Source organism: Streptomyces rubradiris (assembly GCF_016860525.1).
Classification (GTDB): Bacteria; Actinomycetota; Actinomycetes; order Streptomycetales; family Streptomycetaceae; genus Streptomyces; species Streptomyces rubradiris.
Genome location: NZ_BNEA01000001.1, coordinates 734528 through 749776 on the forward strand (window position 1 = coordinate 734528; position 15249 = coordinate 749776).

A 15249-nucleotide genomic window follows, 5' to 3' on the forward strand; every position below is an offset into this window, starting at 1 on the left:
CCGTACACCGGCGTGGCGGTCGCCACCGTCGGCTGGGCGGTCGGGAACCGCGCGACGCGCCAGTGGACCGACGGCCGGGTCGACGTCCTTCATCGGCGCGCTGGACCACGAGGTCATCCACATCCATCTGCACGAGGGCGGCCGCACCTCCGGCCCTGGGCGACCGCCAGCGGACGCTGCGAAACTTCTGACGCCATCTGAAGAGCCGGTACGGCTACAGACCGACCGGGCCCGGCAGCGTGTCGTACGACCGTCCGTCGGTGCGGTGTCGACCCCGCACCGACGGACGGCATCCCGCCCGCACCGGCCGGTACCGGCCAACCCCGAGCCGATCGAAGACAACCGGTGCGCGCGGGTGCGCCGGGCGGGTGATGCTGGTGAGCGGACGAATCCGCGCACAGGCCGGGAGGTTCGGGCAGGTGACCGCCGTCAATCCGATGGACAGCGCCTCGGTGCTGGCCGCCTTCGGCGCGCTGGGCGTGCTGGCGGTGATCTTCGCCGAGTCGGGCCTGCTGGTCGTCGGCTTCTTCCTGCCCGGTGACACCCTGCTGTTCCCGGCCGGCGTGCTGTGTGCGGGCAGCGCCCAGCAGCCGCCCCGGCTCACGCTGTGGCAGGTGCTGGTGTGCGCGGCCGTGGGGGCGGTGGCGGGCGGTCAGGCGGGGTATCTGATCGGTCGGCACGGCGGGCGAGCGCTGCTGGCGCGCACGTCCAACCGACGGGTGACGGACGCGGCGGAGCGGGCCGAGCGGCTGCTGGCCCGCTACGGCTACGGCAAGGCGCTGGTGATCGGCCGGTTCGTGCCGCTGCTGCGGACGGTGCTGCACCCGGTGGCGGGGATGCTGGGCGTGCCCGCGCGGACCTTCACGCTGTGGCAGACGGTGGGCGGGGTGCTGTGGTCGCAGACGCTGGTCCTCGCCGGGTACACCCTGGGCGCGTCCGTCCCGCACATCGACGACTACCTGCTGCCGCTGGTGGCCCTGGTCGTCCTCGTGTCCCTGCTCCCGCTGCTGCCGGAGCTCCGCCGCTCCCGCCATGAACGCCGCGAACGCCGTGGACGCCGCGAACGGGACGGGTCCGCGGGCTGAACCGGGGCGCGCCCCACCCCAGCAAGCGGCGCTGCGCGCCCTGGCCGGCGCTCCCCCGCGCTACACCCCCGCCGCCCGATGGGTGACCCGTCCCGCCACCGCCGTCAGCAGTACCGGCAGCTCGGCCAGTTCGGTGTCGGGCACGCGCAGCGGGTCGTCGGCGAGGACGGTGAGGTCGGCGCGGTGGCCGACGGCGAGCCGGCCGGTCCGGTCCTCCTCCCCCGCCGCCCAGGCGGCGTTCACCGTCATGCCCTGGAGCGCCTGGAGCGGGGTGAGGGCCTGTTCGGGGCCGTGCGGGGGCAGGGAGAGGTCGGCGGGCCGCCGATGCCGGGCGCCGGCCATGACCTGGAGCGGCGGGTACGGCGCGATGGGCCAGTCGGAGCCGAGGACGACCCGTGCCCCGGCCTCCCACAGGTCCCGGCAGCGGAACGCGCGCCCGGCCCGCTCCTCGCCGAGTCGGCGCGACCAGTTGTCGGTGTGGTCCGCCCGGGTGAACTCGCAGCAGTGGGTGGGCTGCATCGAGGCGGCGACACCGAGCGGCGCGAACCGCCGTACGGTGTCGTCGGGGACGGTCTCGATGTGCTCGACCCGGTGCCGTACGACTCCCGTACCGCCCGGAGTGCCGGCACTGCCGGTACCACCCGCCCGCCCGCTCTCCGTCTGGGCCCGCTCGACGGCGTCCAGGACGTGGCGGACCGCCGCGTCGCCGATGGCGTGGGTGGCCGTGGGCACGCCGGCCCGGTGCAGGTCGGCGATCACCCGGCTGTAGCGCCGGGGGTCGGGCCAGTAGGCGTGGTCCGACTGGCCGTGGCAGTCGGGGGCCTCCAGCCAGGCGGTGCCGTTGTCGATGGTGCCGTCCATGAACAGCTTCACGCCGGCCACCCTCCACAGCGCGCCGCCGGTGCCCTGGAGCCGGACCAGCTCGGCGAGGTCGGCGTCACTCGCCTCGGGCCGGCACCAAGGGGCGATCCGCAGCCGCAGGGGCAGGGCGTCCTCGGCCTCCAGGGCGGCGTAGACGGCGAGGCTGTCGCCGTTCGCGTCCATGGCGTGGCCGCCGGTGAGCCCGGACGCGGCCATGGCGGCCAGTACCTCGGCGGCGCGGGCGCGGACCTCCGCTTCGGTGGGCCGGGGGGCGACCGCCTCGACGACCTCGCAGGCGGCGTCCTCCAGCAGCAGTCCGGTGGGCCGTCCGGCGGCGTCGCAGACGATCTCCGAGCCCTGCTCGAAGCGGCGCGGCCCGTCGACGCCGGCCAGTTCCAGCGCCCGCTCGCTGGCCAGCGCCGAGTGCGCGTCGAACAGGTCGATCAGCGCGGGCACACCGTCGAGGACGGGGCCGAGTGTGGCGGTGGCCACGGGCGCGGTGCCGAAGGCGTTGGGGTCCAGGCCCCAGCCGCGCAGCCAGGCGCCCGGGCGCAGGTCGCGTACCGCCGCGGCGAGCGCGGTGCGCACGGCGGCCAGGTCGCGGCAGCCGGACAGGTCGACGCCCATGGTGCGTTCGGCGCCGGAGACCGGGTGCAGATGCCCGTCGGTGAACCCGGCGGTGACCACCGCCCCGCGCAGGTCGACCACGGTGGTGCCGGGCCCGGCGAGGGCGCGGGCGTCCCGGTCGTCGCCGAGGAAGGCGATCCGCCCCCGCTCCGCGGCGAGCGCGGTGTGCGGCAGGAGGCGGCCCGTGCCCGGGTCGAGCAGCCGGGCGGAGAGCAGGACGAGATCGGCGGGCACGGAGGCTCCTTCACTCACAGGGGGCGTATCGAAGGCCCCTTGACCCACAGCGGGCACATCGAGGCCGTTGGCTTTCGGGCAGGGCACGGGGCCGGTGGATCAGCCGGCGGCCTCGTCGAGCGTGCCGGGCGGCAGCCCGAGCTCCCGCTCGGCCGTGGTGCGAGGCAGGCGCAGCACCGCGGCCGGGCGTTCGGGCGTCGCGGTGTTGGCGTGGACGCCCAGGCCGTCGAGGACGACGAGGAGCTGTACGGCGACCGTCAGCGGATCGTCGGTGACGAACTCGCCGGCATCCACGCCGTCCTGGATCAGGTCTTCGAGCCGGCCGCGCCAGGCGGCCTCCTGCCGGGCGACCCGGTCGCGGAGCACGGGCCGGTAGCGGCTGAGGTGGCGGGCGTTGATCCACAGCCGGCTGATCGCGTCGTACTCCTCCCCCGAGGTGTGGGCGAGGAAGCGGGCCAGCCGCCCGGTGGGCGTGGTCGCGGCGCGCTCGGCCGGGAGGAGGCGGTCGAGTTCGCCGGTCGCCGCGCTGCCGAACGCCTCGGCGACGAGGTCCTCGGCCGAGGGGAAGTAGTGGCTGATCAGCCCGGGGCGGACGGCGAGTTCCTCGGCGATCCGGCGGAGGGTGACGCACTCCAGGCCCTCGGCGAGGGCGACGGCCGCGGCGGTGGCGATGATCTCCGCCCGCCGGGCGGCCGGGTCCTTGCGGATCCGCTTGCGCTGAACGCTTGACGACATGACGGCGATGCTATTGAGTGTGCGACCAATAAGCAACTGGTCACCCGCCCAATAAGCGACCAGGCCCCTCCCACGGCTTCCGGAGGCCCCATGGCGTCCACGCTTCCCGATCCGCACCCCGGCGCAGGGCCCACGCCCGCCGACGGCGCCGCCTCCGCCTCCCGGGCCGCCGAGCGCGCCGGTGTCGAGGCGCACGGCATCGACCACATCCCGGAGTCCGAACGCCGGGGCCGGCCGCGCGAGTTGTTCTCCGTGTGGGCCGCCGCGAACGTCACCTACCTGAGCCTGGTGGTGGGCGGCGCGCTGGTGCTGATGGGGCTGAGCCTGTGGCAGGCGCTCGTGGTGATCGTCGTGGGCAATCTGTTCTGGCTTCTCACCGGCCTGCTGGCGGTCCCGGGACCGGTGGCGGGCGCGCCGAGCGAGGTGGTGACCCGGGCGCTGTACGGGGTGCGCGGGAACCGGGTGAACAACGCGGTGACCGGGTGGCTGATCTCCGTGTGCTACTTCGCGCTGAACCTGGCGGCGGCGGCCACCGCGGCCTTCTCCCTGGTGGACCGGGCCGGCCTGCCGGTGACCGCCGGGGTGAAGGCGGCCGTCGTGGTGCTGATCGCCGCCGTCACGCTCGCCATCGGCGTCTACGGCCACGCAGCGATCGTCCGGCTCTACCCGGCGATCACCCTGGTGCTGTCGGCGGTGTTCGCCGTGGTGGGCGTCGCGGTGCTGCGGCACACCGACTTCGGCTACGCCCCCGGGCAGCCGCTGACGGGCACGGATCTGTGGGCGACCGTGGCGGCCGGGACCGCCCTCATCGCCTCGGGCCCGCTGTCGTACACCACCAGCGCGGACTTCTCCCGCTATCTGCCCCGCGCCACCCCCGCGAAGGCGGTGGCCGGCTGGACCGCGCTCGGCGGGTTCGTGCCGAGCGTCCTGGTGTGCGGCATCGGCGCCTGCGCCGCGACCGCCGTCGACATGAACGACCCGGAGTCCTCGCTGCAGACGCTGCTGCCCGGCTGGTTCCGCCCGGTGTTCCTGCTCGCCCTCGTCCTCGGCACCGTCGCGCTCAACGCGCTGACCTCCTACAGCGCCGGACTCGCCCTCCAGGCCGTCGGCCTGCGCATCCGGCGCACGCTCAGCGTCCTGGTGGACGGCGCGGTGGCCGTGTCGCTCACCCTGTACGCGCTGCTGGTCTCCGACTTCCTCGACGCCGTCGGCGATGTGCTCCAGCTGACCGTGCTGTTGCTCGGCCCGGGTACGGCCGTCTACGCCACGGACATCCTGCTGCGCCGCAACCGCTACGACGGCCCCGCCCTCGCCGACGAGTCACCCGGCGGGCCGTTCTGGTACACCGGCGGCTTCAACTGGGCCGGGGCAATGGCCCTCATCGCGGGCGTGACGGCCTCCGCGCTGTGCGTCGACAGCGTTTACACCGGTCCCGTGGCCGCCGCCCTGGGCGGTGTCGACCTGGCCCTGCCGGCCGGGATGGCGGTGGCCTCGGGGACGTACGCCCTGCTGTCCGCGCGCCAAAGGCAGGCGGCACCGCGCGCCGGACGGCTTCCCGAACAACCGTGAGTCAGGGGGGAGTCGAGGAGGCGCCGCGCCCCGGCCGCTCAGGACGGCGGCACCGCACGGGACATGGCGGCGGCTGCTCGCCGGAGACACCCGAGGGGGTACGTTTTCTCACCCGTTCTCGCGTCGTCGACGCGTAGTCGTACCACCGGCCGCCCGAGTCTGCTGCACTGCCCCTGCACGCGGGGGCAGTTGACGGAGCATCAGGAGGCAGGGTGTCCAGACGGAACGGGCGTTCGGCGGCGGGCAGAGCGGTTCTCACGACGGTCACGGCACTCGGCGTGCTGGCCGGGGCGGCCCTGGCGGGCGCGGCACCGGCCGCTGCCGCGCCGACGGGCCGGCGGATCGTGCCGGGCGTCACCTACCGGCAGTTCGACGTCGACGCGGCGAAGGGCACGGCCCGCGTCCACCTGCTCACGGTGGACCTGGGCAACCCGCACGTCCGCGTCGGCCTGCTGTACCCGGGCACGGTCGCGGCCCGGGCGACGGTCTCCCGGCTGGCGGACTCGGCCGGGGCGGTCGCCGGGGTGAACGGCGACTTCTTCCACATCACCGAGTCCCAGCACCCGGGCGTGGAGGCCACCGGGGCGCCCGTCGGACCGGCCGTGGCGGACGGGCAGGTGCTCAAGGCGGCGGTGCCGAAGGGCCAGCGGTTCGGACCCGCGCTGCCCCCGGGCACCGACACCCGGGAGGTGCTCGGCGTGGGCACCGACCGGCGGGCCCGCCTGGACCGCCTCTCCCTCACCGGCTCGGTCGGCACACCCCAGGGCACGCTGCCCCTGAAGGGCCTCAACCAGTACGCGCTCCCGGTGAACTCGGTCGGCGCGTTCACCGCGCGCTGGGGCGGCGCCTCCCGCGAGCGTGCCGTCTGCGGCACCGACACCCAGCGCTCGGCGCCGTGCAGCGAGGACACCTACGAGGTGACGGTGCGCGACGGCAGGGTGGTCTCCGCGTCCGGCACCCCGGGCGGCGGCACGATCCCCGCGGACACCACGGTCCTGGTGGGCCGCGAGGAGGGCGCGCGGAAGCTGCGCGAGCTGTCGGTCGGCGACGCGGTGCGGATCACGCACGCCTTGACGGCGGCCTCGTCCGAGGTGCCGTACGCCTTCGCGATCGGCGGCTTCCCGATCGTCCGCGACGGCGCCCCGCTGCCCGGGCTGGACGACGAGACCTCGGCGGTGCGCACGGCTGTGGGGGTCAAGGACGGCGGCCGGCAGCTGCTGCTCCTGGCGCTGGACGGGGCGGCGGACTACCGCTCGGGGCTGACCGTCCACGAGGAGGCGGACGTCCTGCGGTCGCTCGGCGCCACCGAGGGCTTCAACCTGGACGGCGGCGGCTCGACGGAGATGGTGACCCGCGACACCGGCGACCGCGCCGTGACCGTGCGCAACCACCCGAGTGGCGGCGCCGAGCGCCCCGTGCCCAACGGCATCGGCGTCTTCTCGGCCGGCTGACCCCCGGCCGGGTCAGGGCCGCAGGCTGCTCACCAGGTCGGCGGTCGCGGTGAGCCCGCTGTGGATGGTGGGCGCCATGCTGGTGCTGGCCAGGTAGAAGCCGAGCAGCATGCAGACCAGGCCGTGGGAGACCTTCAGCGCGCCGTTGCGCACGAAGATCACGGCCAGGACCAGGAGCAGCAGCACCACCGAGATGGAAATCGCCATCGGAACCTCCTCCGCCACGCCCCATGTGCGGCGTTCGGGCGCAAGTGTGACGTAGCGGGGGGTTCGTCCGGGCGGCTGACACGTCCGCCGAACGTGTGGTCTTACGCCGGTGCGTGGGCGTCCAGGAAGGCCTCCAGCCCGGCGAGGTCGTCGGTGTTGAGGTGGTCCACCCCGGCGGCCAGCAGCTCGGTCCACAGGGCGTCCCGGGCGGGGCCGGCGGTGTCGGGGGTGGCCCAGAACCGGACCCGCTGTCCGCGGGCGTGGGCGGCGGCGGTGATGCTCCGCAGCTTGCGCCGCTCGGCGTCCGGGAACGCCCCGGTGCCCGTCCAGGTGAAGTGCTGCGTCCAGTTGTCGCTGATGAGCGGGGCGAGGGAGGCCGGGGCGGAGCCGGTCAGGTCGGCGAGCCGGCCGTCGTAGAAGGCGCGCCGCTCGGTCTGCGCGGCCATCGGGGTACGGGCCGCCCGGTCGCCGGAGACGACGGCGGTGACCGGGCCGGGGCGGACGCGGCCGTGCGCGTACCGGGTGAACAGGCGCGGGTAGCGGCGCAGGTGGCGGTCGAGTTCGAGGTAGGCCGCGGCGCCCTCGGTCTTGATGTCGACGAGGAGTTGCAGCGGCCGGTGCGCGCCGCGGTAGACCGAGCCGTGGTGGGCGGCGACGCGGGCGGCGAGCGGTTCCAGGTAGAGGGATTCCAGGGTGCGGGACGGGTCGAGGTCGGACGCCTCGTGACCGACGAGGAGCTGGTCGCCGACGAGGAAGATGTCGGCTTCGACGCTGCCGAAGCGGTGGTCGAGGGCGTCGAGCAGGGGGCGTGGGTGCGCGTAGTCGTTGTGGGCGTGGGCCCGCCACAGCGGGCGGGGCCGCCGGCGGCGGTCACCGGCCGGCGCGTCGCTCGCGGCCCGTACGTCACTCACGTCCCGTATATCACTCGCGGGCAGGGCGTCGTTCGCGGGCAGGGTGCCGTTCGCGGCCGGTGACTCGCTCGCCGGACGGGCGAGGGTGCCCGCGAGGGCGACGCCGAGGGTGGTGAGGGCTCCGCGACGGGTGGTGAGGGTCATGCACTGCCTCCCTGGGGGTGATGGGGACCGGGGAGAGTATGCGTGCGGGGGTGCCTCAACGGAGCCTTCGCGGCGGCGAGTTGGCGCGCTGTTCACTTCCTGTGCGCAAAAGGCCCGCCCCGGGTGGGGCGGGCTTCGCCGGACACGGGTGGGTGTCAGGGGGCCTGGAGATCGACCAGCGCGGACAGCGCCTCGCGGTGGGCGCCCGCCGTGCCGTAGGCGATCGAGTCCGCCTTGGCCCGCTTCAGGTACAGGTGGACCGGGTGTTCCCAGGTCATGCCGATCCCGCCGTGCAGTTGCAGCGCCTCCTCGGTGGCGCGTACGGCGACGGGGGCGGCGTAGGCCTGGGCGACGGCCACCGTGACGTCGGTGTCCTGGCCCGTGGAGAGGGCGTCGGCGGCGGCGCGGGCGGCGGCCCGCAGGTGGACCACCTCCAGCCACAGCCGGGCCAGCCGGTGCTTGAGCGCCTGGAAGCCGCCGACCGGCCGGTTGAACTGCTTGCGCTCCTTCAGGTAGCGGACCGTCTCCGCCAACGCCCAGTCGGCCACTCCCAGTTGCTCGGATGCGAGCAGTCCGGCGGCGGCGCGCAGGGCCCGGCGCACGGCCGGCTCGGTGTCCCCGACGCGGCGGCCGGGGGCACCGGCCAGCCGTACGGTGGCCAGCGGCCGGGTCAGGTCCAGGGAGATCCGGGGCAGGACCGTCACGGCGTCGGCGGCGACGGCGTACAGGCCGCCGTCGTCGGCCGGGACGAGCAGCACGTCGGCGACGGCCGCGTCCGCGATGCCGGTCAGCTCGCCGTGCAGGGTGCCGTTCTCCAGTCGTACGGTCTCGACGCCGGTGGCCGGGCCGGTGTGCAGGCCGACCGCCAGGGCGCCGATGGTGCGCCCGGAGGCCAGCCGGCTCAGCAGTTCGCCGTCGCCGCAGGCGAGCAGCGCCTCGGTGGCCACGACGGCGCTGGTCAGGTAGGGCACGGGGGCGACGGCCCGGCCCAGTTCCTCCAGGACGACGGCCGCCTCGCGGTGGGACGCTCCCTGGCCGCCCTGCTCCTCGGGCACCAGGAGGCCGGCCAGGCCCATGTCCTCGGCGAGCGACTTCCACAGGGCCCGGCCGTGGGGCGCGTCCGACTCCGTGCGGGCGAGCACGCCGGCCGGCGGGCAGTGGTCCGTGAGCAGGTCGCGGACGGCGGCGCGCAGCGCCTCTTCCTCCTCGGAGTACAGCAGGTCCGTCATCGGGCGAGGTCCTTCCAGGCGACGTCCTTGTCGGTGCGCGGTTCGGCGGGCAGGCCCAGGACGCGCTCGGCCACGATGTTCAGCAGCACCTCGCTGGTGCCGCCCTCGATGCTGTTGCCCTTGGAACGCAGATAGCGGTAACCGGCGTCACGGCCGGTGAAGTCGACGTGTTCGGGGCGGCGCAAGGTCCAGTCGTCGTACAACAGGCCCTCCTCGCCGCGCAGTTCGACTTCCAGGCCGCTGATCTCCTGGTTGAGGCGGGCGAAGGCGAGCTTCATGCCGGCGCCCTCGGGTCCGGGCTGGCCGGCGGCGAGCTGCTGGCGCAGCCGCTCGCCGGTGAACCGGGCCACCTCGGCCTCCACCCACAGCGTCAGCAGCCGCTGGTGCAGGTCGTGGGTGCGCAGTTCCGGGCGTTCGCGCCAGGTCTTCGCGACGGGGCCGATCATGCCGCCCTCGCGGGGCTGGGCCATGCCGCCGATGGCGACGCGCTCGTTGTTGAGGGTGGTCTGGGCGACTCGCCAGCCGTCGCCGACCGCGCCGAGGCGGCGGCTGTCGGGGATGCGGACGCCGGTGAGGAAGACCTCGTTGAACTCGGCCTCGCCGGTGATCTGGCGCAGCGGCCGGACCTCCACGCCCGGGTCGGTCATGTCGCAGACGAAGTAGGTGATGCCCTGGTGCTTGGGCACGTCCGGGTCGGTGCGGGCGATGAGGATGGCCCAGCGGGCGAGGTGGGCGCTGGAGGTCCACACCTTCTGCCCGTTGACCACCCAGGTGTCGCCCTCACGGACCGCCCGGGTGCCGAGCGCGGCCAGGTCGGAGCCGGCGCCGGGCTCGCTGAACAGCTGGCACCAGACCTCCTCCCCGGTCCACAGGGGCCGCAGGAAGCGCCGCTTCTGCTCCTCGGTGCCGTAGGCGAGGATGGTCGGCGCGGCCATGCCGAGGCCGATGCCGATGCGCCGGGGGTCGTTGTCGGGGGCGCCCGCGGCCGCCAGCTCGGCGTCCACGACGCCCTGGAGGGAACGCGGGGCGCCGAGGCCGCCGAGGCCCTCGGGGTAGTGCACCCAGGCGAGGCCGGCGTCGAACCGGGCCCGCAGGAAGTCCAGGCGGTCGGTGCTCGCGGGCGGGTGCTGGGCGAGGAACTCCCGGGTGCGCCCGCGCAGTTCTCGGGCGTCGGTCATGCGGCGGCTCCGTTCTCCGGTACGACGGCGATCCGGCCGGTGGTCACCCCGTCGGCGACCCGTTGCACGGCGCCGGCCGCGCCGGCGAGCGGCACCCGCTCGCTGACCAGCGGCTTGACGGCGCCCCGGGCGGCCAGCTCGGTGAGCTGTTCGTGGCAGTGCCGGACCAGTGCCGGGTTCTTGGTGTTGTACAGGCCCCAGTGCAGGCCGAGGATGGAGTAGTTCTTCACCAGGGCGTGGTTGAGGGCGGGGGCGGGGATGGTGCCGCCGGCGAAGCCCACGACGACGATCCGGCCCTCGAAGGCGACGACCTTGGTGGACTGGGTGTATGCCTCGCCGCCGACCGGGTCGTAGATCACGTCGGCGCCCCGGCCGCCGGTGGCCTCCTTCACGGCGGCGACGACGTCCTCGGCGCGCCGGTCGACCACCACGTCACAGCCCAGTTCCCGGGCGACGGCGGCCTTCTTCTCGCCGCCCACGACACCGATCACGGTGGCGCCGGCCGCCTTGCCGAGCTGGACGGCGGCGCTGCCCACGCCCCCGGCGGCGGCGTGCACGAGCAGGGTCTCGCCCGCCTCCAGCCGGGCGCGCCGGTGCAGGCCGAACCAGCCGGTCTGGTAGCCGATGTGCAGGGCGGCGGCCTCGGCGTCGTCCAGCGGGTCCGGCGCGGGGAGCAGGGCGCGGGCGTCGGCGACGGCGTACTCGGCGAAACCGCCGTACGGCAGCGCGGGGTTGGCGATCACCCGGCGGCCGTCCTCGGTCTCGCCGCAGATCTCCACGCCGGGCGTGAAGGGCAGTGGCGGGCGCACCTGGTACTGGCCCCGGCACAGCAGCGCGTCGGGGAAGTTGACGTTGGCCGCGCGCACCCTGAGCAGTACCTGGCCGTCACCGGGCGTGGGCCGCTCGGTCTCCGCCAGGCGCATCACCTCGCTCGGCTCGCCGTTCTCGTGCACTTGCCATGCCTGCATGCGGGGCCTCCACGGGACTGCTTCGTCTGACCGGGTCCGACCGCATACTAAGCGGTCGCTTGCCGATCAGGGAACAGCCGACGGGCCCCGGACTCCGAGCGGACGTCACAGGGCAGCAGCGCACGCGCGACGCGGACGTCACAGGGGGGGGCGGCAGCCCAGCACGCGACGCGCACGCCACGGGAGTGGCAGCCCCGCACGCGACGCGCACGCCACGGGAGTGGCAGCCCCGCACGCGACGCGCACGTCAGGAACGGGCCGGCCGCGCCCGTACGTGCATCCGCTCCCCCTGCGGCCCGAACAGGCTCAGGAACTCCACCGGCCCGTCCCCCGCCGGCCCGAACCAGTGCGGCACCCGGGTGTCGAACTCGGCCGCCTCGCCCGGCGAGAGCACCACGTCGTGCTGTCCGAGCACCAGCCGCAGCCGCCCGGCCAGCACGTACAGCCATTCGTAGCCCTCGTGGGTGCGCGGGTCGGGCTCGGCGCCGCGCTGCGGTTCGACCACCTTGTAGGCCTGGAGCCCGCCGGGCTGCCGGGTCAGCGGATACAGGGTGCGCCCGTGCCGGGTGATCGGCCGGGCCCGCACCCGGGGGTCGCCGACCGGCGGGGCCCCGACCAGTTCGTCCAGCGGGACCTGGTGGGCCTGGGCGATGGGCAGCAGCAGTTCCAGGCTGGGCTTGCGCAGGCCGGACTCCAGCCGGGACAGGGTGCTGACGGAGATGCCGGTGGCCTCCGACAGCGCCGCCAGGGTCACCTCCCGCTCCTTGCGGAGCCGCCGCAGCCGGGGGCCGACCTCGGCAAGAACGTCGTCGGTACTCATGGTCTCATTGCAGGTTCGGCAAAGATGTTTGTCAATACCGCACGACTTGGGCGACGGTCGGGGCGGAGGTGGTCACCATGACCGAGAACTACGAAGTGGTCGTCGTCGGCGGCGGGGCGGCCGGGCTGTCCGCCGCGCTGGTGCTGGGCCGGTCCCGGCGCCGCACCCTGGTGGTCGACGCGGGCGAGCCGCGCAACGCGCCGTCCGCGCACATGCAGGGGTACCTCTCCCGGGACGGCATGTCCCCGGCCGAGTTCCTGGCGGTCGGGCGCGCGGAGATCGCCCGGTACGGCGTGGAGCTCGTCGAAGGCCGGGTGGTGGACGCGAGGAGGGACACGGACTTCACCGTCGTCCTGGCCGGGGGCCGGGCGGTGCGGGCCCGGCGGCTGGTGATCGCGACCGGCCTGCGCGACGAGCTGCCGCCGGTCCCGGGCCTGGCCGGGCGGTTCGGCCGGGACGTGCTGCACTGCCCGTACTGCCACGGCTGGGAAATGCGCGACCTGCCGACCGGGGTGCTCGCCACCTCGCCGCTCAGCGTGCACCAGGCGCTGATGGTCACCCAGTGGTCGAAGGACGTACGGCTCTTCCTGCACCGGGTGGACGAGGCCGAGCTGACCGACCAGGACCTGCGCCGGCTGGCCGCCGCCGGGGTCGGGGTGGTGCCCGGGGAGGTGGCGGAACTGGTGGTCACCGACGACCGGCTCACCGGAGTCCGGCTTTCGGACGGCACGGTGCACGACCGCGCGGTGCTGTACGCCGCCCCGCGCGCCGTCCCGCACAACGATCTGCTGGTCAAGCTGGGCGCGGACATGCGCGAGACCCCGTTCGGCAGCTATCCGGTGATCGACGAACGGGGCCTGACCAGCGTGCCCGGGCTGTGGGCGGCGGGCAACGCGAGCGGGCCCACCGAGCAGGTGGTGAACGCGGCCAGCCGGGGCTACCGGGCGGGCGTGGCGATCAACGCGGAGCTGCTGATGAGCGACCTCGACGAAAGCGCCCCGTAAGGGGTGCGGGGAACCGCGCGACCAGCCACGACGCGACCCGCAGGCGGGAAACCACGCGGCCCGCGGGCGCGGCGGGTCGGCACGGAACCGCTGATGACCGGCCTGGACGCGGCCGTGGGGGTGTGGACCGGGCGCCCCCGGTGCACTCTGGGGACATGCTGCTGACCCGGCTGGCCGAGGTGTCCCGGGAGGTCGCCGCGACGGCGGCGCGGTCCCGCAAGACCGCGCTGCTCGCGCAGTTGTTCCGGGAGGCCGGGCCGGAGGACGTGCCGATCGTCATCCCGTATCTGGCCGGGCGGCTGCCGCAGGGCCGGCTCGGGGTCGGCTGGAAGGTGCTGGGCCGCCCGGTGCCGCCGGCCGCCGAGCCGACGCTCACCGTGCGCGAGGTCGACGCCCGGCTCGGCGAGCTGGGCAAGGTGGCCGGGCCCGGGGCGCAGGCGGAGCGGTCCCGGATCGTCGGCGAGCTGATGGGCGCGGCGACCGAGGCCGAGCAGCGCTTCCTGCTCGGCCTGCTCACCGGGGAGGTCCGCCAGGGCGCGCTGGACGCGGTCGCGGTGGAGGGCCTGGCCCAGGCGACCGGGGCGGATTCGGCGGACGTACGGCGGGCCGTGATGCTCGCCGGGTCGCTCCAGGCGGTGGCCGAGGCGCTGCTCGGCGAGGGGCCGGCGGCGCTGGAGCGGTTCCGGCTCACGGTGGGCCGCCCGGTGCTGCCGATGCTGGCGCACAGCGCGTCGTCGGTCGCGGAGGCGGTGCGGAAGCTGGGCGCCTGCGCGGTGGAGGAGAAGCTGGACGGCATCCGGGTCCAGGTGCACCGGGACGGCGACCGGGTGCGGGTCCACACCCGCACCCTGGACGACATCACCGGCCGGCTGCCCGAAGTCACGGCCGCGGCACTGGAGTTGCCCAGCGAGGGGTTCATCCTGGACGGGGAGGTGATCTCCTTCGACGCGGCGGGGCGACCCCGGTCCTTCCAGGAGACGGCGGGCCGGGTGGGTTCCCGGTCCGACGTGGCGCGGGCGGCCGAGGAGGTCCCGGTCTCCCCCGTCTTCTTCGACGCCCTCGCGGTGGACGGCCGCGACCTGCTCGACCTGCCGTTCGCCGAGCGGCACGCGGAGCTGGCCCGGCTGGTGCCCGAGCCGATGCGGGTGCGGCGCACGCTGGTCGCGGGCCCCGAGGACCTGGCGGAGGCGGAGCGGTTCCTCGCGGACACCCTGGCCCGGGGCCACGAGGGCGTGGTGGTCAAGGCGCTCGACGCGCCCTACAGCGCGGGCCGGCGAGGCGCGTCCTGGCTGAAGGTCAAGCCCGTGCACACCCTGGACCTGGTGGTGCTGGCCGCCGAGTGGGGCCACGGCCGGCGCACCGGCCGGCTGTCCAACCTCCACCTCGGCGCCCGCACCGAGGACGGCGGCTTCGCGATGCTCGGCAAGACCTTCAAGGGCATGACGGACGCGATGCTCGCCTGGCAGACCGGGCGGCTTCAGGAGCTGGCGGTCGAGGACGACGGCCGGGTGGTGCGGGTGCGCCCCGAACTCGTCGTGGAGATCGCCTACGACGGCCTGCAGCGCTCCACCCGCTATCCGGCCGGGGTCACCCTGCGCTTCGCCCGCGTGCTCCGCTACCGCGAGGACAAGCGCCCCGAGGAGGCGGACACCGTTCAGTCCCTGCTGGCAGCCCATCCGGAGGTCGGGCCATGACGGCGCGGACGGCGAGGCGCAGCGCGGGACTGCTGTTGTTCCGGCACACGGATCGGGGCCTGGAAGTGTTGCTCGGCCATATGGGCGGCCCGCTGTGGGCCAGGAAGGACGCGGGCGCCTGGACCGTGCCCAAGGGCGAGTACGACCCGGCGGAGCCGGCCTGGGAGGCGGCCCGGCGGGAGTTCCGCGAGGAGCTGGGGGTGGCGCCGCCGGACGGGGAGGCCGTACCGCTGGGCGAGGTCGTACAGCGCAACGGCAAGATCGTCACGGCCTGGGCGGTTGCGGCGGACTTCGACCCGGAGACGATCGAGCCGGGGACGTTCACCATGGAGTGGCCGCCGCGGTCCGGCCGGCTCCAGGAGTTCCCGGAGCTGGACCGGGTGGCGTGGTTCACCCCGGACCGGGCCCGTGCGGTGATCATCACGGCGCAGGCCGCGTTTCTCGACCGGCTGGCGGAGCACTCGGGCTGATCGGAGGACCTGTCGCGTTGCGGCTTGCCGGGCCGCGCGCGAAGGTCGAGACAAGCCCGCTC

14 protein-coding genes are annotated in these 15249 nt (G+C 74.9%); 6 read left to right on the forward strand and 8 right to left on the reverse strand.

The window, feature by feature from the left end; genetic code table 11:
* Window positions 1-419 precede the first annotated feature (419 nt).
* On the forward strand, window positions 420-1085 hold the full coding sequence (locus Srubr_RS03455) for a DedA family protein (RefSeq protein WP_189993710.1): 666 nt from the start codon (window positions 420-422) through the stop codon (window positions 1083-1085).
* 60 nt (window positions 1086-1145) lie between these two features.
* Here Srubr_RS03455 and Srubr_RS03460 read toward each other — a convergent pair whose 3' ends face one another.
* Both Srubr_RS03460 and Srubr_RS03465 read right to left on the reverse strand, forming a co-directional pair.
* A complete protein-coding gene (locus Srubr_RS03460) occupies window positions 1146-2807 on the reverse strand; it encodes an amidohydrolase (protein WP_189993534.1) in 1662 nt (553 codons plus the stop codon).
* A gap of 99 nt (window positions 2808-2906) precedes the next feature.
* Complete coding sequence (locus Srubr_RS03465; protein WP_189993536.1) at window positions 2907-3542, reverse strand: TetR/AcrR family transcriptional regulator; 636 nt, start codon at window positions 3540-3542, stop codon at window positions 2907-2909.
* A 90-nt stretch (window positions 3543-3632) separates the two neighbouring features.
* Between Srubr_RS03465 and Srubr_RS03470 the strand changes: the two genes are divergently transcribed.
* Complete coding sequence (locus Srubr_RS03470) at window positions 3633-5111, forward strand: purine-cytosine permease family protein (protein ID WP_189993538.1); 1479 nt, start codon at window positions 3633-3635, stop codon at window positions 5109-5111.
* A gap of 212 nt (window positions 5112-5323) precedes the next feature.
* Window positions 5324-6562, forward strand: a complete 1239-nt coding sequence (locus Srubr_RS03475) for a phosphodiester glycosidase family protein (RefSeq protein ID WP_189993540.1) — start codon at window positions 5324-5326, stop codon at window positions 6560-6562.
* Between the two features lie 12 nt (window positions 6563-6574).
* Here Srubr_RS03475 and Srubr_RS03480 read toward each other — a convergent pair whose 3' ends face one another.
* The 6 genes from Srubr_RS03480 to Srubr_RS03505 form a co-directional block, all read right to left on the reverse strand.
* Window positions 6575-6769 (reverse strand): hypothetical protein, encoded by a 195-nt coding sequence (locus Srubr_RS03480; RefSeq protein ID WP_189993541.1) that lies wholly within the window; start codon window positions 6767-6769, stop codon window positions 6575-6577.
* A 101-nt stretch (window positions 6770-6870) separates the two neighbouring features.
* Window positions 6871-7824 carry a phosphatidylinositol-specific phospholipase C/glycerophosphodiester phosphodiesterase family protein gene (locus tag Srubr_RS03485; protein ID WP_189993543.1) on the reverse strand — a complete coding sequence of 318 codons (954 nt, stop codon included), beginning with the start codon at window positions 7822-7824 and terminating at the stop codon, window positions 6871-6873.
* Between the two features lie 155 nt (window positions 7825-7979).
* Window positions 7980-9053, reverse strand: a complete 1074-nt coding sequence (locus Srubr_RS03490) for an acyl-CoA dehydrogenase family protein (RefSeq protein WP_189993545.1) — start codon at window positions 9051-9053, stop codon at window positions 7980-7982.
* Window positions 9050-10231 (reverse strand): acyl-CoA dehydrogenase family protein, encoded by a 1182-nt coding sequence (locus Srubr_RS03495; RefSeq protein ID WP_189993546.1) that lies wholly within the window; start codon window positions 10229-10231, stop codon window positions 9050-9052. The genes Srubr_RS03490 and Srubr_RS03495 overlap by 4 nt, the downstream gene beginning before the upstream one ends.
* Window positions 10228-11199, reverse strand: a complete 972-nt coding sequence (locus Srubr_RS03500; RefSeq protein ID WP_189993549.1) for an NADPH:quinone oxidoreductase family protein — start codon at window positions 11197-11199, stop codon at window positions 10228-10230. Before Srubr_RS03500 ends, Srubr_RS03495 begins: the two co-directional genes overlap by 4 nt.
* A 247-nt stretch (window positions 11200-11446) precedes the next feature.
* Entirely contained in the window at window positions 11447-12019 is a 573-nt protein-coding gene (locus Srubr_RS03505) for a helix-turn-helix domain-containing protein (RefSeq protein ID WP_189993551.1), read from the reverse strand.
* A gap of 77 nt (window positions 12020-12096) precedes the next feature.
* On the opposite strand from Srubr_RS03505, the gene Srubr_RS03510 reads away from it, so the two are divergent.
* The 3 genes from Srubr_RS03510 to Srubr_RS03520 all read left to right on the forward strand — a co-directional run bounded on the left by Srubr_RS03510 (window position 12097) and on the right by Srubr_RS03520 (window position 15187).
* Entirely contained in the window at window positions 12097-13023 is a 927-nt protein-coding gene (locus Srubr_RS03510) for an NAD(P)/FAD-dependent oxidoreductase (RefSeq protein ID WP_189993553.1), read from the forward strand.
* A 155-nt stretch (window positions 13024-13178) separates the two neighbouring features.
* Window positions 13179-14717: an ATP-dependent DNA ligase gene (locus Srubr_RS03515; RefSeq protein ID WP_189993555.1), complete on the forward strand. Its 1539-nt coding sequence runs from the start codon at window positions 13179-13181 to the stop codon at window positions 14715-14717.
* The gene (locus Srubr_RS03520) at window positions 14714-15187 is read left to right on the forward strand and encodes an NUDIX domain-containing protein (protein WP_189993557.1); all 474 of its coding nucleotides are present in this window, start codon (window positions 14714-14716) and stop codon (window positions 15185-15187) included. The genes Srubr_RS03515 and Srubr_RS03520 overlap by 4 nt, the downstream gene beginning before the upstream one ends.
* Window positions 15188-15249: the final 62 nt, after the last annotated feature.

What these genes read in the sequence shown, in the direction of transcription:
- Srubr_RS03465 (WP_189993536.1), bottom strand. Translation starts at nt 3,542, where the DNA reads ATGTCGTCAAGCGTTCAGCGCAAGCGGATCCGCAAGGACCCGGCCGCC.
- Srubr_RS03470 (WP_189993538.1), top strand. Translation starts at nt 3,633, where the DNA reads ATGGCGTCCACGCTTCCCGATCCGCACCCCGGCGCAGGGCCCACGCCC.
- Srubr_RS03480 (WP_189993541.1), bottom strand. Translation starts at nt 6,769, where the DNA reads ATGGCGATTTCCATCTCGGTGGTGCTGCTGCTCCTGGTCCTGGCCGTG.
- Srubr_RS03485 (WP_189993543.1), bottom strand. Translation starts at nt 7,824, where the DNA reads ATGACCCTCACCACCCGTCGCGGAGCCCTCACCACCCTCGGCGTCGCC.
- Srubr_RS03490 (WP_189993545.1), bottom strand. Translation starts at nt 9,053, where the DNA reads ATGACGGACCTGCTGTACTCCGAGGAGGAAGAGGCGCTGCGCGCCGCC.
- Srubr_RS03495 (WP_189993546.1), bottom strand. Translation starts at nt 10,231, where the DNA reads ATGACCGACGCCCGAGAACTGCGCGGGCGCACCCGGGAGTTCCTCGCC.
- Srubr_RS03500 (WP_189993549.1), bottom strand. Translation starts at nt 11,199, where the DNA reads ATGCAGGCATGGCAAGTGCACGAGAACGGCGAGCCGAGCGAGGTGATG.
- Srubr_RS03505 (WP_189993551.1), bottom strand. Translation starts at nt 12,019, where the DNA reads ATGAGTACCGACGACGTTCTTGCCGAGGTCGGCCCCCGGCTGCGGCGG.
- Srubr_RS03510 (WP_189993553.1), top strand. Translation starts at nt 12,097, where the DNA reads ATGACCGAGAACTACGAAGTGGTCGTCGTCGGCGGCGGGGCGGCCGGG.
- Srubr_RS03515 (WP_189993555.1), top strand. Translation starts at nt 13,179, where the DNA reads ATGCTGCTGACCCGGCTGGCCGAGGTGTCCCGGGAGGTCGCCGCGACG.
- Srubr_RS03520 (WP_189993557.1), top strand. Translation starts at nt 14,714, where the DNA reads ATGACGGCGCGGACGGCGAGGCGCAGCGCGGGACTGCTGTTGTTCCGG.